Annotated in this window: 17 protein-coding genes, 2 tRNA genes and 1 pseudogene; 15 read left to right on the plus strand and 5 right to left on the minus strand. The window is 35.6% G+C overall.

Translation table 11 applies throughout. The features are described from left to right. Positions 1 to 76 precede the first annotated feature (76 nt). Both LEP1GSC059_RS19495 and fliM read left to right on the plus strand, forming a co-directional pair. Positions 77 to 1,054, plus strand: a complete 978-nt coding sequence (locus LEP1GSC059_RS19495; RefSeq protein ID WP_002178372.1) for a hypothetical protein — start codon at positions 77 to 79, stop codon at positions 1,052 to 1,054. Next, positions 1,051 to 2,076: a flagellar motor switch protein FliM gene (gene fliM, locus LEP1GSC059_RS19500; protein WP_000136083.1), complete on the plus strand. Its 1,026-nt coding sequence runs from the start codon at positions 1,051 to 1,053 to the stop codon at positions 2,074 to 2,076. Before LEP1GSC059_RS19495 ends, fliM begins: the two co-directional genes overlap by 4 nt. A 450-nt stretch (positions 2,077 to 2,526) precedes the next feature. Here fliM and LEP1GSC059_RS19505 read toward each other — a convergent pair whose 3' ends face one another. Next, positions 2,527 to 2,748: a ferredoxin gene (locus LEP1GSC059_RS19505; protein WP_000201605.1), complete on the minus strand. Its 222-nt coding sequence runs from the start codon at positions 2,746 to 2,748 to the stop codon at positions 2,527 to 2,529. Between the two features lie 226 nt (positions 2,749 to 2,974). Here LEP1GSC059_RS19505 and lsa33 point away from each other — a divergent pair, with 226 nt between their 5' ends. Further along, a complete protein-coding gene (gene lsa33 / locus LEP1GSC059_RS19510; RefSeq protein ID WP_002178406.1) occupies positions 2,975 to 3,904 on the plus strand; it encodes a surface adhesin Lsa33 in 930 nt (309 codons plus the stop codon). Between the two features lie 173 nt (positions 3,905 to 4,077). On the opposite strand, the gene LEP1GSC059_RS19515 is transcribed toward lsa33, so the two are convergent. Together LEP1GSC059_RS19515 and queF are read right to left on the minus strand one after the other, a co-directional pair. Beyond that, complete coding sequence (locus tag LEP1GSC059_RS19515; RefSeq protein WP_002178327.1) at positions 4,078 to 4,344, minus strand: SemiSWEET transporter; 267 nt, start codon at positions 4,342 to 4,344, stop codon at positions 4,078 to 4,080. Positions 4,345 to 4,361: 17 nt separating this feature from the next. Beyond that, entirely contained in the window at positions 4,362 to 4,763 is a 402-nt protein-coding gene (gene queF / locus LEP1GSC059_RS19520; RefSeq protein ID WP_002178395.1) for a preQ(1) synthase, read from the minus strand. Positions 4,764 to 4,851: 88 nt separating this feature from the next. On the opposite strand from queF, the gene guaA reads away from it, so the two are divergent. Next, complete coding sequence (gene guaA / locus LEP1GSC059_RS19525; protein ID WP_020981198.1) at positions 4,852 to 6,663, plus strand: glutamine-hydrolyzing GMP synthase; 1,812 nt, start codon at positions 4,852 to 4,854, stop codon at positions 6,661 to 6,663. A 269-nt stretch (positions 6,664 to 6,932) separates the two neighbouring features. Here the strand turns inward: guaA and LEP1GSC059_RS19530 are convergent, their stop codons facing one another. Next, positions 6,933 to 7,376: a DUF4505 family protein gene (locus LEP1GSC059_RS19530; RefSeq protein ID WP_002178412.1), complete on the minus strand. Its 444-nt coding sequence runs from the start codon at positions 7,374 to 7,376 to the stop codon at positions 6,933 to 6,935. Between the two features lie 51 nt (positions 7,377 to 7,427). Here LEP1GSC059_RS19530 and LEP1GSC059_RS19535 point away from each other — a divergent pair. The 3 genes from LEP1GSC059_RS19535 to LEP1GSC059_RS19545 all read left to right on the plus strand — a co-directional run bounded on the left by LEP1GSC059_RS19535 (position 7,428) and on the right by LEP1GSC059_RS19545 (position 8,347). Beyond that, positions 7,428 to 7,498: transfer RNA gene (locus LEP1GSC059_RS19535), tRNA-Cys, on the plus strand. 18 nt (positions 7,499 to 7,516) lie between these two features. Further along, positions 7,517 to 7,602 (plus strand) — tRNA-Leu (locus tag LEP1GSC059_RS19540). Between the two features lie 121 nt (positions 7,603 to 7,723). Continuing rightward, on the plus strand, positions 7,724 to 8,347 hold the full coding sequence (locus LEP1GSC059_RS19545; protein ID WP_020981247.1) for a hypothetical protein: 624 nt from the start codon (positions 7,724 to 7,726) through the stop codon (positions 8,345 to 8,347). 67 nt (positions 8,348 to 8,414) lie between these two features. Here the strand turns inward: LEP1GSC059_RS19545 and LEP1GSC059_RS19550 are convergent, their stop codons facing one another. Next, a complete protein-coding gene (locus LEP1GSC059_RS19550) occupies positions 8,415 to 10,805 on the minus strand; it encodes an O-antigen ligase family protein (RefSeq protein WP_020981173.1) in 2,391 nt (796 codons plus the stop codon). Between the two features lie 108 nt (positions 10,806 to 10,913). Here LEP1GSC059_RS19550 and LEP1GSC059_RS19555 point away from each other — a divergent pair, with 108 nt between their 5' ends. The 8 genes and pseudogenes from LEP1GSC059_RS19555 to leuD all read left to right on the plus strand — a co-directional run bounded on the left by LEP1GSC059_RS19555 (position 10,914) and on the right by leuD (position 17,562). Beyond that, entirely contained in the window at positions 10,914 to 11,786 is an 873-nt protein-coding gene (locus LEP1GSC059_RS19555; protein ID WP_020981320.1) for a glycosyltransferase family 2 protein, read from the plus strand. Beyond that, complete coding sequence (locus LEP1GSC059_RS19560; RefSeq protein WP_002178381.1) at positions 11,773 to 12,549, plus strand: LBBP_01157 family protein; 777 nt, start codon at positions 11,773 to 11,775, stop codon at positions 12,547 to 12,549. Before LEP1GSC059_RS19555 ends, LEP1GSC059_RS19560 begins: the two co-directional genes overlap by 14 nt. A 1-nt stretch (position 12,550) precedes the next feature. After that, positions 12,551 to 13,138 (plus strand): D-sedoheptulose 7-phosphate isomerase, encoded by a 588-nt coding sequence (gene gmhA, locus LEP1GSC059_RS19565; protein ID WP_002178322.1) that lies wholly within the window; start codon positions 12,551 to 12,553, stop codon positions 13,136 to 13,138. A gap of 10 nt (positions 13,139 to 13,148) precedes the next feature. After that, positions 13,149 to 13,910 (plus strand): ATP-binding cassette domain-containing protein, encoded by a 762-nt coding sequence (locus LEP1GSC059_RS19570; RefSeq protein ID WP_002178357.1) that lies wholly within the window; start codon positions 13,149 to 13,151, stop codon positions 13,908 to 13,910. A 23-nt stretch (positions 13,911 to 13,933) separates the two neighbouring features. Then, positions 13,934 to 15,370 carry an FHA domain-containing protein gene (locus LEP1GSC059_RS19575; protein WP_017214874.1) on the plus strand — a complete coding sequence of 479 codons (1,437 nt, stop codon included), beginning with the start codon at positions 13,934 to 13,936 and terminating at the stop codon, positions 15,368 to 15,370. After that, positions 15,336 to 15,528 (plus strand): annotated as a pseudogene (locus LEP1GSC059_RS24935) (hypothetical protein). The gene LEP1GSC059_RS19575 and the pseudogene LEP1GSC059_RS24935 overlap by 35 nt, the downstream one beginning before the upstream one ends. Continuing rightward, positions 15,525 to 16,922 (plus strand): 3-isopropylmalate dehydratase large subunit, encoded by a 1,398-nt coding sequence (gene leuC, locus LEP1GSC059_RS19580; RefSeq protein ID WP_017214875.1) that lies wholly within the window; start codon positions 15,525 to 15,527, stop codon positions 16,920 to 16,922. The pseudogene LEP1GSC059_RS24935 and the gene leuC overlap by 4 nt, the downstream one beginning before the upstream one ends. 19 nt (positions 16,923 to 16,941) lie before the next feature. Further along, positions 16,942 to 17,562: a 3-isopropylmalate dehydratase small subunit gene (leuD, locus tag LEP1GSC059_RS19585; RefSeq protein ID WP_017214876.1), complete on the plus strand. Its 621-nt coding sequence runs from the start codon at positions 16,942 to 16,944 to the stop codon at positions 17,560 to 17,562. Positions 17,563 to 17,577 lie beyond the last annotated feature (15 nt).

The following is a 17,577-nucleotide window of genomic DNA, read 5'->3' on the forward strand; positions in this document are numbered from 1 at the left end:
ACGCTTTTACTTCGGATCTTATCACTTTGAGTATTTTTTCGTGGGTTTTAGGAAAATTTGCCGAAAATAAACCAGAATGATCCGTGTTTTATTTGTAATCTTATTCTTGGTTCCTTCGATTCTATTTTCATTTCCAAAACGGGACGCAAGAGGTTCTGTATCCGAAAACTATCTCAAACAACAGGGAATCATTACCTTAGATTTGAAAAAAATCCACTACCGAGAAAATGATAGAATTCCGGTAAAAATGTCTATTACAAACACGGGGGATGAGGTAGTTCGAATTTTTCCATCTGGAAGAGATTTAGAATCTTATCGAATTGTGGTTCGGGACGAGGACGGAAATCAAATTTCGGAACGGGATGAAGAAAAAAGAACAGAATCAAAACGAAGAAATATGGTTCAGTCCTTAGAAGGAAAAGAAATCAAAGAAATCATCCTTCATAAGGACGAGGTATTTTCTAAAGAAATCGATTTGAATTCTCGCTTCGATTTGAATCCTGGAAAAAAATATTTTGTGACTGCTTATTTTCATCCAAATATTCACGAAATGCCTGCGCTTTTTATTCGTTCTCGCAATCAGCCCTATTTCTTTTATGAAGAAAAACATAACGAACCAGTTCTTACTTCTATTCCGGAAAAAGATCCTTCCGTGGACGGTTTGGAACCGGAAGAAGTGATTCATTTATTTTTAGGTTCTGAAAAGAAAAAAAATTGGGTTCATCATTTTAAATGGATTTATTTTCCAGAATACGTACAAAGTTACGATCAGTATGCGGAAGAATACAATCGCTCTGAAGAGTCCGAAAGAGATTTTCTTTTAGAGAATTTTAAACGTTATCTTACTGAATCCAGAGCCGGTATTTTGAATTCCTATAGAATTTTAAATACAGAATCCGTTTCGCCTGGCTTGGCAAAAGTAACTGTTTTTGTAGAAAGAAGACTGAACCGTCTTCGTGCCAAATATGAATATACTTACACTCTCCGAAGAGTTCCAGATGAACAGGGAGGTTTTTGGAAAGTGTCTAACTTAGTAGCAAAGGTAAAAAAATGACAGAAATTTTATCCCAAGATGAAATTGACGCATTACTAAGCGCCATTAGTTCCGGTGAAGTAAGTGAATCGGATTATGCTTCCGTTTCTGAACAGAAAAAAGTAAAGATCTACGATTTTAAACGTCCGGATAAATTTTCAAAAGACCAAATCCGTACTTTACAAATGATGCATGAAACCTTTGCGCGTCTTGCAACCACAGGGCTTTCGGCTCAGCTAAGGGCGCTTGTTTCGGTTCACGTTGCTTCTGTGGATCAGTTGACTTACGAAGAATTCATCCGTTCGATTCCCAATCCTACCACACTTGCAGTAATCAACATGGATCCTCTGAGAGGTTCTGCGATCTTAGAAATTGATCCTTCCATTTCTTTTACAATCATCGATCGTTTGTTTGGTGGTAAAGGAGAACAGGCAAAAATTTCCAGAGAACTTTCTGAAATAGAAATGAGCGTAATGGAAGGGATTATCGTAAGGATTTTAGGAAACATGAGAGAATCATGGTCCACCGTAATCGACTTAAGACCTAGACTTGGAAACATTGAAACAAACCCACAATTTGCACAGGTAGTTCCCCCAAACGACATGGTGGTTTTAATCACTCTGGAAACTAAAATCGGAGAAGTGGAAGGGATGACGAACCTTTGTATTCCTTATATCACGATCGAACCGATCATCAATAAATTGTCTGCACAATATTGGTATTCTTCCATTCGTAAGGGAGAATTAGATGAAAACCGCGCTGTGATTCAAGAAAGATTGGATCAGGTAGCCATTCCTTTGATTGCAGAAGTTGGATCTGTGGACGTTTCCATTAATGACTTTATGAACCTTTCTATTGGAGATGTTGTGAAACTCGAAAATACTTCCACAAGATCAGAAATGATTGTAAAAGTGGGAGAAAGAAAAAAGTTCAAATGTCTTCCTGGAAGAGTGGGAAGTAGACTCGCGATTCAAATCGGTGAAAGAGTAGAAGATATTCCGGATGAACTTTTGGGTTCTACACGTTCCGAACAAGAATATTAGAATTTTTTTACGTAAAACTTACATTAGACGGGGTTCGTTCTGGCATTTATGTAAAATTTGAATCCCAGTCTTAGGAAATACTAATTTCTGCATCATAGGTTACTTTGAATTTGTGAATCAATTGGATACTTAGAAATTAAATTTTCGACAACTTATTATGCGATTCTCAGTAAAAGTCCGTCCTAAAATCTCAAATTATTATATTTTATAATGAACTTATTTAAAATGATTTGAATCGATTTTTTTAAGTTTTTTGGCAACTTAAGTTAAAAGGTATTAAAGTAAGTTCATCTAGATTTTCTTATGTTAAACTCACGTTAGTTTTTTCTTCGGTTATAAGATAAATACTAATAAAAAAGGCGGTTAAAAACCGCCTTGGAATTTTACGAACTTTCAATCTAATTTAAGAATTTAGATGTAAAGTCGCTTTATTAGAGTTCTATTTAAAAATTATTTTTTCCACTGAATACATTCGCCTGGGCATTCATCCATTTCTTTTTGAACAATTTTCCAGTCTTCTTCAGGAATTGGAGCTTGGTTAATCATTTCTCCTCCGATATGGGTTTCTGAAGTATCGTTGTCGTCCATTTGAAAGTATTTCGGAAGATTGTCTGCACATTGATTGCAGGAAGTGCAGTTGTCCTTGTCTACATACGCAATTTTAGTCGCCATAGGCTTTCGATTCTCCTGGGTCAATTCGTCCCGGTCGCTTAAAAAACAGGTTTCAAGTTCAATTTTCCAATCATTCTTTAGACGGCAAGTCCTTTTCTGATGGAGTAGATTCAATCTTATAAAATCTGAATCTACTTCGTGAATGATAAAAACAGGTAAAACTGTGGACTTACAATGAATTTTATGTTACCTTGCCCGGAAAGAATTTATAGATAGGAGAACTGAAATGATCCAGAAAGGTTTTTATTTTGTACTGATCGTATTATTTTTAGTCAGTTGTACAAAATCTAAAAAGGAAGATCTACAAGGTGGGGTTTTTACTTTTATCAAAGGTGGTGTTAAACTTTATGATAAGGCCGGAAAATTAAAAAAAGTAGGACTTTCTGAATTTATTTTACCGGAAGATAAAATTGAAACCATTAAAGATTCTTATGCGGACATTCAGTTGATGGATGGAGTTATCATTCGTATAAAAGAAAACACAATACTTACTTTAAGCAAAATTTATGTAGATTCTAAAAACGCTGAAATTTATTCCGATATTAGTCTCAACAAAGGAAAGATATTCTCTAAAGTTGGTACTAAGTTAAATAAATCTTCTGGATTTAAAATTACAACTCCTACTTCTACCGCGGCGGTTCGTGGTACTGACTTTCAAGTAGAAGTGAACGGGTCTAATACAGAAACTCTCGTTTCCGAAGGTTCTGTAGAGGTAACGGATAACGATAGTCCCGATCAAAATAACATTGCAGACGCAGGTGAAAAAGTAATTTCAGACGGTAAAAGTCAAAAAGAGGAAAAACTTTCTGAGGAAGAACTGAAAGAATTACAAGAAGATTCTGCTACTGTTCAGTCTATAACAGAAGAGCAAAGACAAAGAATCGAAGAAATCTTAAAAGACTTTAAAGAAAATAAAGAAAGAATTCTTCAAGGTTTGGAAGAACAAAAACAAAGAAACCAAGAACTTATTAACGCGACTAAAGAAGAAAATCGTAGAATGGTAGACGAGGTCAAAGAATCCGGTAAGGCTGAAAAGGAAGCCATTAAAAACGCCGCGGATGAAGAAAGAAAAAATATCAAATCAGGTATTGATAAAGAAAAAGAAGCTCTGGAAAATTCTAGAAAGTCTCTGAAAGATCAAGTTAAACCTCAGTAAGTTTAGGCCCTAGTTTTTTTGTAAGAAAAAACTAGGGCTTTTCTATTTTAACTTTATAAAATTTAAATACAATATTTATAAAAATAGATTTGAACTTAATAATATTCGATGATTCTAAAATACTCTTTCAAACTTTGATGACTATAAAAACTCATGTTTCACCGATATATTTTTTACTTTCCTTTGGAGTCGTTCCTTAGTTTGAAATAAAGTATAGCCGCAGCAAAAAGAAAGGTAAATGCATTTGCCAAAATGATCGGAAAATCCTGTTTTAAACATCCGTAAATAAACCAAAGAAACACACCCGTTACAAGAACGATATACATGTTTCTGGAAATGTCCTTTGTGCTACCACCCATCAAAATTCGAATGACTTGAGGTAAAAAAGAAATTGTGGTCAATAAAGACGCAATATATCCTAAAAACGTAATGGAATCCATGTCGCTTTAAATTCCGATTAAGGTTTTGTGTATTCTCTGGTTACGATCGTCTTAATTCCACCTCTGGCGTTATAATCTCCGATCACTTTGATATATTTGGGATCTATCGAGTTAATTAAGTCTTCTAAGATCTTATTCACTAAAAATTCGTGAAAGATACCTACGTTTCTGTAGCTTAAGATATATTCTTTAAAGGATTTAAGTTCGATACATCGTTTATTAGGAATGTAGGAAACTAAAATCACGCCAAAATCAGGAAGACCTGTCTTGGGACAAACTGCAGTAAATTCAGGAACTGTAAAATCGATTGTGTAATCTTTTCCCTCGTAAACATTGGTGAAAGATTCGATCTCGGGAGTTTGTAAAGAGGGAATATGATCCTGTCTTCCGTCGTAGATTTCTGAATGATTCGTTTTCATGGATAGTTCCTTGATAACCAGATTTTTTGATCTTGTCATTGCGAAAATTCTTTTTCCCGAATCGATAACAAAGTCCCAAAGAGGTAGAATGGTTATCCATAAAAAAATCGCTGTGGTTGATTTTGGCGGACAATACGCTCATTTAATTGCGTCTAGAATTAGAAGACTTGGGGCATATACGGAAATTCTTTCTAACGAAGAGCCAGTTTCTAATTATCAAAAATATTCAGGTATCATTCTTTCTGGTGGTCCGGAAAGCGTTTATGAATCGAACTCTCCTATGATTTCGACTCAGATTTTCAATTTAGGAATTCCTATACTTGGAATCTGTTATGGTCATCAGCTCATTATAAAATTATTAGGTGGAGTTGTAGAACGTTCTGGAACGGGAGAATACGGTCCTGCTTCTTTACAACTTCATGGAACCAATGGAAATTCTATTTTAAAAAATTTTGTAGGGGGAGAAAGAGTTTGGATGAATCATGCGGATGAAGTGGTTAAACTTCCAGAAGGTTTTTCTAAAATCGCTTCTTCTAAAGACTGTGGTTATGCGGTTGTTGAAAATTCATCTAAGAAAATTTTTGGAATCCAGTTTCATGCGGAAGTTAGTCATAGTGAAAAAGGTTCAGTTCTTTTAGATAATTTTATTCAAATTTGTGGGGTTTCTAAAACTTGGGGGATCGATCAGTTTTTAAAGGAAAAAATTAAAGAGATTCAAGAAACAGTTCAACCAGAACAGAAAATTTTTATGCTCGTTTCTGGTGGGGTGGATTCCACGGTCTCTTATCTTCTTTTGTGTAAGGCTCTTGGTGCTGAAAGAGTTTTAGGCTTTTTAATTGATACCGGTTTTATGAGGAAAGAAGAAGTACTTCCTCTTCAAAAAAAATTAACTCTTCAGAACATTCACCTAACGGTGAGAAACGAATCCTCACTTTTTTACGAAAATTTAAAAGATAAATCTGATCCGGAAGAAAAAAGAAAAATTGTAGGTAATTTATTTTTAGAAGCTAGGAATCGCGCAGTAAAAGATTTGGATCTGGAACACGGAGATTGGCTTTTAGGCCAAGGTACGATTTATCCAGACACGATCGAATCCGGTGGAACCAAACATTCTCATACCATTAAAACGCATCACAATCGAGTAGAAGCGATTCAGAAATTGATTGAACAAGGAAAAGTTATAGAACCAATTCGAGATCTTTATAAGGACGAGGTAAGAGATTTAGGTGTGCTTCTGGGTTTAGAATCAGAATGGGTAGGTCGTCATCCGTTTCCAGGACCGGGGCTTGTGGTTCGTATGCTTGCAGTGGAAAAAAAAGTAACTGAAAAAGATCAATTGGAAATCGATTCTTATCTGGCAACTCAAGGTGGGTTGTCCGGAAAAATCCTTCCAGTTGCAAGTGTAGGCGTTAAAGGGGACAGAAGGTCTTACGCCAACTGCGTTGCGTTAAACGACATTGAAACGGATTGGAACACTTTAGACCGTGTAGCTACTTATCTTTCAAACCGATTTTCCTTTATCAATCGAGTGGTTCTTTTACCTTTCGAATCAGATCTTAAAAAACTGAACTTTCAATTTACTGGAATGCAGTTGGATAAAAAATGTTCCGACTTACTCCGTGAAGCTGATTTTATAGTTGAATCCGTGATTCGTAAGTTGGGGCTTTATAATAAAATCTGGCAGATGCCAGTAGTTTTACTTCCGATTGGAGAAAAGGAAAATGAAAAGAGTATTGTACTCCGTCCAGTGGAATCTCAGGAAGCAATGACTGCTAACTTCTTTCGGATGGAGCGTTCTATTTTACAAGAAATTAAAATAGAAATTCTAAAAATTCCTGAAATTCGTTATCTGTTTTTTGATCTTACAAATAAACCTCCCGGAACGATTGAATGGGAATGACAGAATTTCGAAAAATGCAGGATTAGGAAAACAAGCGTCGCCTAACTACGACTTGATTTAAAATCCTTTCGTACACAGACGTTTGGAAACATAACGTCGGCAAACCTAGTTGTTCAATGATTTAATTTAGAAATAAATTTAGTTCTAAGTTTACGTTATTTCTATTTCAAAATAAAACTTTACTCAAAAACTATACGAGCATTACCAAGCGTTTTTCACATGCTGACCGTTTTGCTATAAAATTCACAATACTTCATTTTGAAAAATTTTTACGTTTTCTGTAAAATCGAAAATTCGCTTCCAAGATATTCAAAGATTAGCTCATTTTCTCTTTGAAAGATTTTCTTTGAAAAGTCTAACAACAGTTCGCTGGAAAAAGAACCCCATTCTCCTAAAAGTGGAGCGGGATGTACTATCGATTCTTGAAAAACTTTCAAGTTCTCTGGTTGAAAAGAAACGGATAAACCGGGGGAGTAAAATAGTCTGCCATTTTCTAATTTTCGAAAAACAAAAATCGTAGTCACTGGTTGAATGAAATTCCATTCTCCGTTACAAACGGAAATATAGGGAAATTCTAAATATTCTCCTGTGTTGTTCTTGCGAATTCTAGAAATAAAAAAATCCAAAAACTCTGGATCTTTCAGTTCGGAAGAATCATGATAAAGTTTTCCTCTTCCGTCTAACCGATAAAAATAAATTCTTCTTTGTTTCATAAAGACTTTTCTATTGACACTGATCTTTCTCTTAAAATTATACCTTATAACGGCGTCGTGGCCAAGTGGTAAGGCATGGCTCTGCAAAAGCTTGATCCCCGGTTCGAATCCGGGCGACGCCTAAACACACGTCGCTTCTTGCCTGGATGGTGGAATGGTAGACACCCAGGACTTAAAATCCTGTGAGAGCAATCTCGTGCGAGTTCGAGTCTCGCTCCAGGTACCATCAAAATTTCCTCAATTCACATTGAGGATAACCTAATAAAAAGAATTTAATTCACAACTTAAACGTCTGTTTTGTAAAAAAAACGGATATCAAAGCTGAAATTGTCTAATGGGGTATAGTTTTGGATTATATAAAGGAATGGCAGGAAATTATAAACTCACAGAACGTGCAAAAGGCATTGGTGGAGCATTTTTCTTATCTCTCAGAAAACGCCAAAGAATTTTTAGAGGAATGGATGCTTACTGTGAAAGAGGTTACAATCTGGAATGAATGTTTAAGCATTCAATTTACAGATGATAAACATCTTGCGGCTTCCCCGCCTGCAACTCAATTATCGAAGTACAAAAATTGGCCCGAGTCGTATCAGAAATTGGTAAAACGTCATGAATTTTTAGATGAGTATAGTACTAATTTTCGTTTAGGCGGGACTGATATTTTTGAGCCAGGGGAAGAGGATTGGGATTGGGAAAACACCCGAGAAGAATTGCTAGAGGAATATGGTGAGGATTCTGAAGGCTGGAATCGGATAAAAGATGGAAGTAAAATTTTATCTCCAATTACAATGTACGGGAATGTATGGCTTTATCATCCTCTTCAAAAAAACTCCCAAAAAGAATCTTTACTTTACTTCTTTTCACATGCACTTTGTGCCTGGCCTGAAAACCCAGTCGATGCCGATGCTGGGTTGTTATCTTTGCAATTGTTAACCGGAAAAAGAAGCGGGGACGATGGGAGAATGAAGTAAAGTAAGCTTCGTTTGGAAATAGAGTTTTCGAATTCCAATTTCGCATAGATTCCTAAAATGCGTTTTATCATTCTTCCATCGAAATCACCGTATCGCAAATTTTTCCAAAATAGAGTTTGGGAATTTCAATCTTTTCATTCTTCTTAAAACCCGAATAACTGATTCTAAAATCACGAAAAAAAACTCCCTCTGGAAATTCTTTCGGAGTTGTATTCATTAGAAAATTGGGAATTAGGATTTGATTTTTTCCTTTTTGTAAATTCACAGAAATGGTTCCTAAATCTCCCTCTCCATGCGCCCAATAGAGTTGATCTTGGTCGAAGGAATCTCTAGTGACGATCGTAATCTTTGCAGATTTGGGAGGGTTGATCGAATTTTCAAGAACGTATATCATAAAACTAAATGGAATTTTTCTAGGTTTGGGGGGATTTGGATAACGATGAGTTAGACAACCTTCTACTTGAAAAGGTAATGATGCTTGAGAGTTATTCAAGGTGGAAAATTGAGTTTCGGAAAAAGACGATTTTAAAGTTTGTTTGAGATTGATCCAAGAAAAAATATCCAAATTTTTTTTTTCCGAAAAAAATTCGTATTTTAGAATATTCTTTTGTACTTCATGAGTTAAAGTAGAATCCGAAGATCTTACTCTTCTGTTATATACCTCCAGAGGTTCTAAATTTAAACGTGGGATCCAAAAAAGCCAGTAAAAAATCATTGGGCTAAAGATTGTACAAATTGTTTTTATGAGTGGGTTTTTATTTTTTTTAAAATATAAAATTATCTTTTGGAATACAAATTTTTTTGAAAAACTTCTTTTGTTTTGTAGAAATTTTTTCTTCAATTTATAGAAAGAAAAATCAAAAATTGAAACGGTAGAATTTGAGAGATTGGTTTGTTCATTTTTTATATCAAAGTCTGTATCTGTTTTATTTGTATTCAAAAACTGAGGATCATGGGACGAAATACTTTGATTTTCTTTTTCCAAATTGTGCTTGTTCGTTTTAAAAATTATAAATCGATTCAAAAATAAATTCAATATTTTGAATATATGATTGGATTGTGAAATTTTTGAAACCTGGGTGTTTATTTGTAATTTGTTTTCTGCGATTTTGTCAAAGGAAGCTTTTGAAAGCGAGAATTTTCCTCCTAAAAAAATTCCACAAAATGCAAAAAATGGTAAAACTACTTCGTCGTCTAACAGATAACACTGAAAAAATCCTGCCGGAAATAAACTTAAAACTCCAATTGTAAGTATAGAAATTTTGTTTTTGGTGTTATAATCGTTTTGAAAAAAAGAACAAAATAATTTTCCCCAAAAAAGTAAAAACAAAATTCCAGCAAAAATTCCTCCCGTTACTATAAAATGTAGAAGATCATTATGTGCGTGTCCTCTAGGAGTGATATAAAGTTCATACCAGAGTTGTTCTTCTTTTTCGATCATGTTTGCAGATTCTTTCCAATGGAAGTTTTTATAGTTTCCTCCTCCTATTCCGATGAGCCAGTGTTTACTTATTAAAGGAATTGTGTTTTTATAGATATAATATCTTTGGTTTTCTGTATTATGAATTTGGAATATTTGAGAAATTGATCTTTGGATCAACCAATTGTTTCTGAAAAAATATGCCGTAGATAAAAAAATAGAAATCAAAACTAAACCGGCAATTATTTTGGTTTTTAGGGAAATCTTAGGTAAATGTTTTTTTAAAAATAATATGAGTAAAAACAAAACGTACATTACTCCTAACCAAACGGATCTACTTTGGTTGAAAAATAGTATTATAAATCCTGCAAATACTAACAATGTTTTTAATCCGAGGGTGAAATTTCTTTTTTGTTGAAAGGACTGAATCCAATCCATAAAAAGTCCGGGTAAAAAAAGTCCTAAAATTCCTCCGAACGTTAGGTGTGTATTCATCATTCCGATAGGAAGATAGAGTTTGATTGATCCTATACTTCCGGAAAAATGTTGTAGTCTGTCTCCTGGTGCGTATTTAAATCCGTTAGCTACAAATTTTCCAATACGAACTTCTGAAAACAAACTGATACAACCCAGAAGGATTGTGATGGTCGCCGATATGAATAAAAATTTTCTTAAGGTTTTTTGATTTTTTTCTACGGATGTAATTAGAAAGGATGCTGGAAAAATAAGTAACATCCAAAAATCCCCGGACTCTGATTGTTTTAAAAATTTTTTAAAAAAAGGAGAATAACTTTCCGCTTGTAAAATGGAAGATAAGAAAAGTAGAATATAGATTCCTAAAAAAATCCAGAAAGGAGTTTGAATTTGTTTCCAAATTTGTTTCGATTCTTTTTCTAAAAAAAACAAAGGATAACTGGTTAGAATCGTAACTGCTCCGAAAATTTGAGATACACTTACAGACAACGGAAAACTGAATAGAAATAAACCGAAAGAAAGGAAAGAAACTGTTTTGAGTCCGTTTGCGATTTTATCTTTCAATATCCGTTCCTCCAAAGTTCCTAAAATTCTCTTAAAAAACCAATGACAGAGAAGGAATTCATTCTACCATTAGAAAAAAAGAACCGATTCTAGGAATCAATCAAACCGATGGCAAAATCAATTCCAGCCAAGAAAAAAAAACAAACTCAAAAAAAGGGAACTTTACAAGAATCGATCGAAAAAAAACTTTCGGTTACTATCATTACATACAACGAAGAAAAAAATATAAAAGAGTGTATTGAATCTTGTTTAGAAATTGCGGATGAAATTGTAATTTTAGATTCAATCAGCACGGATAAAACCGAAATGATTTCTAAGTCTTTTTCTTCCGTCAGATTTTATAAACAGAGATTTAAAGGTCATATCGAACAAAAAAACGACGCAATTGCACTTTGTAAATATGAATGGATTCTTTCTTTGGACGCAGACGAAAGAGTTTCCGCGGAACTGAAAAATTCGATTCTTACCTTTAAACAAAAACAAGACGATGAAAGTTTGAACGGTCTTCAAGTTTCCCGTTTAACTTATCACATGGGAAAGTTTATCCGTCATTCTGGTTGGTATCCTCAATATCGTTATCGTATTTTTAAAAAAGGAAAAGCGGTTTGGGTAGGAGAAAATCCACACGATTATATTAGCATTCAAGGCAAAGGAAGTAAAATTTACGGAGATATTATTCATTATAGTTTTAGAGATCTTTCCCATCAAGTAAATACGATCAATCAGTTCTCTTCGATCGTCGCGTTTACGAGACAAAAAAAAGGAAAAAAATTTTCTATTTTGAGAACGATCTACAAACCGCTTTCTAAATTTATAGAAACGTATTTTTTTAAGTTCGGATTTTTAGACGGTTTTCCAGGTTGGGTGATTGCCGTTTCTTCTGCATATTCTACTTTTTTAAAGGACGCCAAACAATACGAATTGCAAAAAGAAATTTTAGAACGTCCGTCTAACGTGAAAAAGGACTATGGGCGTAATTAAGTCGTTCTTTACAAAGTTCTTCTCCATTTTTCAAAGAAGAAATAAGAAAAGACCTCTCGAAGAAGAAAATCCTCCAGTACGTGAAAGTTTTGGTTACAAAAAAGAATTGGCCGAACTGAGGGAAAAAGCGGATCGTTTTTTTGTGACTCGAAAGAAAAATGGCGGATTGATTCACGAAACAAAATATTATAAAATTCTAAAGAATGGTCCTAAACTTTTTAGACTCGAAGGAAAAGAAAAATCGGGAAGAGAATATTCTATCGTGATCAGCACCGGAAATTTTTTAAGTATTCAAGCGGATAAAATCAGCGGAGTGGTTTTTATTCCGGAAGCGGAACTAAATCGAATTCTTTCCTACGAACATTCCGATTTGAAAAGTGTATTTTCTAGATTTCAACCAGAAGGAATCGAAGAAGATATCAAGGTTTTATACGAAAAGTCAGATTTTTCCCAAGAAACTTGGAAGGACTTTTATAATTGGGAACCTTTTTGGAGACAACAGATTTTCATTCGTTTGAAACCTAATATTCTTTGTATTTTACTTGTGTATATGGGAGCTGAGTTCGAACAATTTTTTCAGTCTAATTCTACAAAAAGACTGAAGAGTATCGTTTCGGACGAATTGTATTTTTTAAACGTGAGCGGTAATCAAAAAGAGAATTCTCCTTATACGGAAAATCTTTCTCTTCAAGATTTTGAAAAAGCAAAGAATGAATTTTTTCAAGTAATCGAACAGATTCGAAAAAAAAGAGGAAACAACTAAGATGGATATTAAGGAAATTGCCCTAGGTCAGATTCGGGATTCCATTGCCACCAAACAGAAATGTATCGATTCAATTTTAGAAGACATCATAAAAGCGGGTGAAATTGTTTCCAAGGTTCTACAAGCTGGGAACACAGTTTTTCTCTGTGGAAACGGAGGTTCTTCTTGCGACGCTTCTCATATCGCTGCGGAATTGGTGGTTCGATATAAATCCGGAAACGAAAGAAAGGCGTTACCTGCACTTTCTCTTTCTGCTGATTCCGCCGTTTTAACCGCTTGTTCTAACGACTACGGTTACGAAGAAATTTTTTCAAGACAGATAGAAGCTTTTGGTAAAAAAGGAGATTTATTGATTGGGCTTTCTACGAGTGGAAACTCTAAGAACGTTTTACTGGCGCTGGAAAAAGCAAAAACGAGAGGCGTAAAAACCATATCGTTGTTAGGTGGAGACGGCGGAAAAATGAAAAACTTTTCTGACTTAGATGTAATTGTTCCAAGCAACGTAACCGCTAGAATTCAGGAATCTCATATTTTAATTGGGCATATCATTTGTAGTATCGTGGAATATAACCTTTTCAAAATGGAATGATCTTTCTTTTGTGAGTTCTTCTGTTATTGAAATATCTAATCTTAAGGTTTCCACACCCGGCCGTCATATTCTTAAGGGAATCGATTTTACACTCGATATAGGAGAATTACATTGTATCGTAGGAGAATCCGGAAGTGGTAAATCTACGTTTGCTTCTTGTCTTTTGGGAACGACTGAAAAAGAACTCTTTTTGAGGTCTGATCGTTTTTTTCTGTTAGGTCAAGACGTTCGGTATTTTACTGAAAGAGAGTGGCAGAATGTTCGCGGAAAAAAAATCGCGTTGGTTCCACAAAATCCGATTTGGGGTTTTCATCCATATCGAAAAACTGGATCTCAGATTTTAGAAGCATTTTCACTTTACAATCGAGAACTCGCAGAAAAAAAGAAAATTCTATCTTTGCTGGAATCCATTTTTATCTTAGAGCCGGAAAAAGCTTTCGATTCTCTTCCGAGTCATCTTTCTGGAGGGGAAAGGCAGAGGATTTTGATTCTTTTAGCGGTTTATTCTGGGGCAGAAATTGTGGTCGCGGACGAACCAACTGCAGCCTTGGATTCGATCAGTGAAACAGAAGTTCTAAAACTTTTGATGAAATTCAGAAAAGAAAAAGGACTTTCTCTCATTTTTATCACTCATGAAATCTCTATCGCCAGATCTTTAGCCGATACTATAAGTATCCTTTATCAGGGAGATTGGGCTGAAATTCTCAAAAGACCAATTCGGGGAGAATGGATTGCTAAATCTGAGTATGGAAAAAAACTTTTTGAAAGTTGATTTCAGATAGTAGAGTGCGAATGATGAGGTATGCATTTTTACTAACGTTAATTTTATTTTTTTCTCCGCTTTGGGCGCAGAAGTCTCCTTTTATCGTGGAAGATAAGGATTCTTCTTCTTATCCTTGTGTTCAATTTTTCATTCGAGATAAAAAACAATTTCCTTTGGAAAGAGAAAGTTTTCTGATTCGGGAATCCAAAGGTTCAGAAACCAGAACCGTTCTCAGACCAAAAGTTCTTCGTAAGGAAGGAAATCGTCCTGTACATTCCGTTTTTTTAATTCAATCCGGAACCTCTCTGGAAGAAAATAATTTCAATACTCGATTTTTACAAAAAGTGATTCAATCTTCCGGAGAAGAAGATCATTTTAGTTTTATCTTTTTTTCAGATGATCTTCTTGTTGTAGAAAAAGATTTGGATAGACAAAACGCTCTTTCTAAAGCTAGAGTACCTGGTTCTCTCAGTAACTATAATACTGGGACGAATTTAGATTTAGTATTCCAAAAATTGAATGCGATTTTAACCAGAGAATCTTATTTGAGTTTGTTGGTCGCAGATTCGGAATACAAATTGCCTCCGGGTCTTAGGCAGGGGTTATCTACTTCCGGTCTTCCGATCCAAGTGGTTGGCAAGCATAATTTCTCTAACTTAGAGCTTGTTCGGATTTACGGTGGAGAATTTTACGACATTGATTCTGCTGATTTTGTTTCTAAGTTCTTAACGGATTTTGAATACTTTCATAAATATCCTGCAGAGGTTCGATACGATTCTCCCTTTCAAAACGATTTTTGGAAAGGTGAGGTAGATTTTATCCGAGTCGATTGGGAATCTTCCAGAGGTGGAAAATTTACTTATACATACAAACCTGGAATTATAAAACAACTTCGTTTTGTTTTACTCAGTCCGGAAGTTTTTCTTCCTACGATCAGTTTTTTACTCGTTCTTACTTTAATTGGACTTCTGCTTTTATTTCGAAAAGAAAATATAGATTTTGACGAATCTGGAGAAGAACAAAGAAGATTTCAGACAAGAGGTGAAGAAAGAGAAGTGTATCAAAGAATGTATGGGGATCAGTTTCATTCTTCTCCGTATGCGAACCCAGAAGGTTTACACGTTGCACGTTCTTTGCCTGTGAGTGAACTTGAATTTGAAGCAGCGGAAGCTTATGATCTCGCTACTCTGATTCAAAAAGAAGGCAGATCTCCTGGAAAACAAGTTCCGATTCGTAAGGCAGAGACAACTTTGGGAAATGGGGAACTTTCCGACGTAGTTGTTTCTGATCCTGGTGTCAATAAACAACACGCAAGAATTCGTAAGATCAAAAACCGTTTCGTATTATACGATTTAATTTCCGATGGCGGAACCTACCTCAACGGAAAAAAAATTTTAAGACCTAGAATTCTTTACGATTTTGACGAGATCAGTCTTGGAAAAACTGTCTACGTTTTTAGAGCCCGTTAGAATTTTCAATCTTACAAATTACACTTTTCACTTATAATAGATCTGGGTAGACGAAAAGACCCGATTTTCCAACGATGGAATTTAGACGGATTCCATTTCGAGAAACCAATCACAAAAATTCCGAAAAAGTTTTTTCGGGGAGTATTAGAATTCGATGAAGACAATGTTCGAAAAAATCTGGGAAGATCATCTAGTAGGAGAACTGGATGCGGGATCGTATCTAATCTATATCGATCGTCATCTCATTCATGAAGTTACAAGCCCTCAGGCGTTTGAAGGACTCAAACTTGCAGGTAGAAAGGTTCGTCGTCCGGAGGCCACTTTTGCCACAATGGATCATAACGTATCTACTCGAACACGTGATTTAAGTCTGGCAGATCCTGTTTCCGCAATTCAAATGCAGACTTTAAAAAAGAACTGTGATGAAAACGGAATTCGCATTTATGATTTTCAAAACCCAGATCAAGGAATCATTCACGTAATCGCCCCCGAAATGGGGTTGACTCACCCTGGAATGACGATTGTATGCGGAGATTCTCATACTTCCACACATGGTGCGTTTGGTGCACTTGCTTTCGGGATCGGAACCAGCGAAGTAGAACACGTTCTTGCGACTCAAACTCTGGTTCAAAAAAGAGCGAAAACTATGGAGATTAGAGTCGATGGAAAACTTTCCGATAAAGTCACGGCAAAAGACATCATCCTTGCGATTATCGGAAAAATTGGAACCGCGGGTGCAACTGGTTATGTGATCGAATATAGAGGTTCTGCAATTCAAGCTCTCAGTATGGAAGCTAGAATGACTGTTTGTAATATGTCTATCGAAGCTGGAGCCAGAGCCGGTCTAATTGCGCCAGATGAAATTACGTTCAACTATATTCAAGGGAAAGATTTTTCTCCGAAAGGAGCTGAATGGGATCTTGCTGTCAAAAAATGGAAACACTATATGACGGACGAAGGGGCCAAATTTGACAAGACCGTAATTCTTCACGCAGATGAAATTGCTCCTATGGTAACTTGGGGAACTTCTCCCAGCCAGGTTGTTTCTATCAAAGGAATGGTTCCAGATCCAAAAGATGCAAATGATCCAGTGGAAAAAATTGGAATTGAGTCTGCACTTAAATATATGGACCTCAAATCGGGTCAGAAGATAGAAGACATTCAGGTTAATAAAGTATTTATCGGCTCTTGTACCAATTCTAGAATCGAAGATTTAAGGGCTGCTGCTGCAACTGTAAAAGGAAAAAAAGTTTCTTCTAAGGTCCATGCAATTGTAGTTCCTGGTTCAGGAAGAGTCAAACGTCAGGCGGAACAAGAAGGTCTAGATAAAATCTTTACCGCGGCTGGTTTTGAATGGAGAAATCCAGGTTGTTCTATGTGTCTTGCGATGAACGACGACGTTTTAGAGCCCGGAGATCGTTGTGCTTCTACTTCTAACAGAAACTTTGAAGGTCGCCAGGGAAAAGGCGGAAGAACACATCTAGTAGGGCCGGAAATGGCTGCGGCTGCGGCTATCGAAGGTCATTTTGTGGACATTCGAAGCTGGAAATAAAAAGGTAAATTAGAATATTATGAAACCATTTACTATATTAAACGGGATTGCGGCCTTACTTGATAGACCTAACGTGGATACGGATCAGATCATTCCAAAACAATTTTTACGAAAGATAGAAAGAACCGGTTTTGGAATTCATCTGTTTCACGACTGGAGATATTTAGACGACGCGGGTACTAAACTCAATCCTGATTTTTCTCTCAATCAGGAAAGATACAAAGGAGCTTCTATTCTTATTACTAGAGATAACTTTGGTTGTGGTTCTTCCAGAGAACACGCTCCTTGGGCTTTAGAGGACTACGGATTTAGGGCAATTATTGCTCCTTCTTACGCAGATATTTTTTTCAACAACTGTTTTAAAAACGGAATGCTTCCAGTCATCTTAAAATCTGAAGAAGTAGAAGAGTTATTTCAATCTATTTCGACTAACGTAGGAGCAAAGGTAGTAGTAGATCTGGACAAACAAACCGTAAGCGGTCCAACCGGAAAAGTGTATCATTTCGAAGTGGATTCTTTCCGTAAATACTGTCTTTATAACGGGTTAGATGACATAGGTCTAACTCTAAAACAAGAAAGTAAGATTGGAGAGTTTGAAATAAAACAGAAAAAAGTTGAACCTTGGTTGTACGCCATATAATTCTACCAAAAACAT

It is taken from the genome of Leptospira noguchii serovar Panama str. CZ214, assembly GCF_000306255.2.
Lineage (GTDB): Bacteria > Spirochaetota > Leptospiria > Leptospirales > Leptospiraceae > Leptospira > Leptospira noguchii.

What these genes read in the sequence shown, in the direction of transcription:
- guaA (WP_020981198.1), top strand. Translation starts at nt 4,852, where the DNA reads ATGGTTATCCATAAAAAAATCGCTGTGGTTGATTTTGGCGGACAATAC.
- leuD (WP_017214876.1), top strand. Translation starts at nt 16,942, where the DNA reads ATGAAACCATTTACTATATTAAACGGGATTGCGGCCTTACTTGATAGA.
- LEP1GSC059_RS19575 (WP_017214874.1), top strand. Translation starts at nt 13,934, where the DNA reads ATGAGGTATGCATTTTTACTAACGTTAATTTTATTTTTTTCTCCGCTT.
- fliM (WP_000136083.1), top strand. Translation starts at nt 1,051, where the DNA reads ATGACAGAAATTTTATCCCAAGATGAAATTGACGCATTACTAAGCGCC.
- lsa33 (WP_002178406.1), top strand. Translation starts at nt 2,975, where the DNA reads ATGATCCAGAAAGGTTTTTATTTTGTACTGATCGTATTATTTTTAGTC.
- LEP1GSC059_RS19495 (WP_002178372.1), top strand. Translation starts at nt 77, where the DNA reads ATGATCCGTGTTTTATTTGTAATCTTATTCTTGGTTCCTTCGATTCTA.
- LEP1GSC059_RS19530 (WP_002178412.1), bottom strand. Translation starts at nt 7,376, where the DNA reads ATGAAACAAAGAAGAATTTATTTTTATCGGTTAGACGGAAGAGGAAAA.
- queF (WP_002178395.1), bottom strand. Translation starts at nt 4,763, where the DNA reads ATGAAAACGAATCATTCAGAAATCTACGACGGAAGACAGGATCATATT.
- LEP1GSC059_RS19505 (WP_000201605.1), bottom strand. Translation starts at nt 2,748, where the DNA reads ATGGCGACTAAAATTGCGTATGTAGACAAGGACAACTGCACTTCCTGC.
- LEP1GSC059_RS19515 (WP_002178327.1), bottom strand. Translation starts at nt 4,344, where the DNA reads ATGGATTCCATTACGTTTTTAGGATATATTGCGTCTTTATTGACCACA.
- leuC (WP_017214875.1), top strand. Translation starts at nt 15,525, where the DNA reads ATGAAGACAATGTTCGAAAAAATCTGGGAAGATCATCTAGTAGGAGAA.
- LEP1GSC059_RS19555 (WP_020981320.1), top strand. Translation starts at nt 10,914, where the DNA reads ATGGCAAAATCAATTCCAGCCAAGAAAAAAAAACAAACTCAAAAAAAG.
- LEP1GSC059_RS19560 (WP_002178381.1), top strand. Translation starts at nt 11,773, where the DNA reads ATGGGCGTAATTAAGTCGTTCTTTACAAAGTTCTTCTCCATTTTTCAA.
- gmhA (WP_002178322.1), top strand. Translation starts at nt 12,551, where the DNA reads ATGGATATTAAGGAAATTGCCCTAGGTCAGATTCGGGATTCCATTGCC.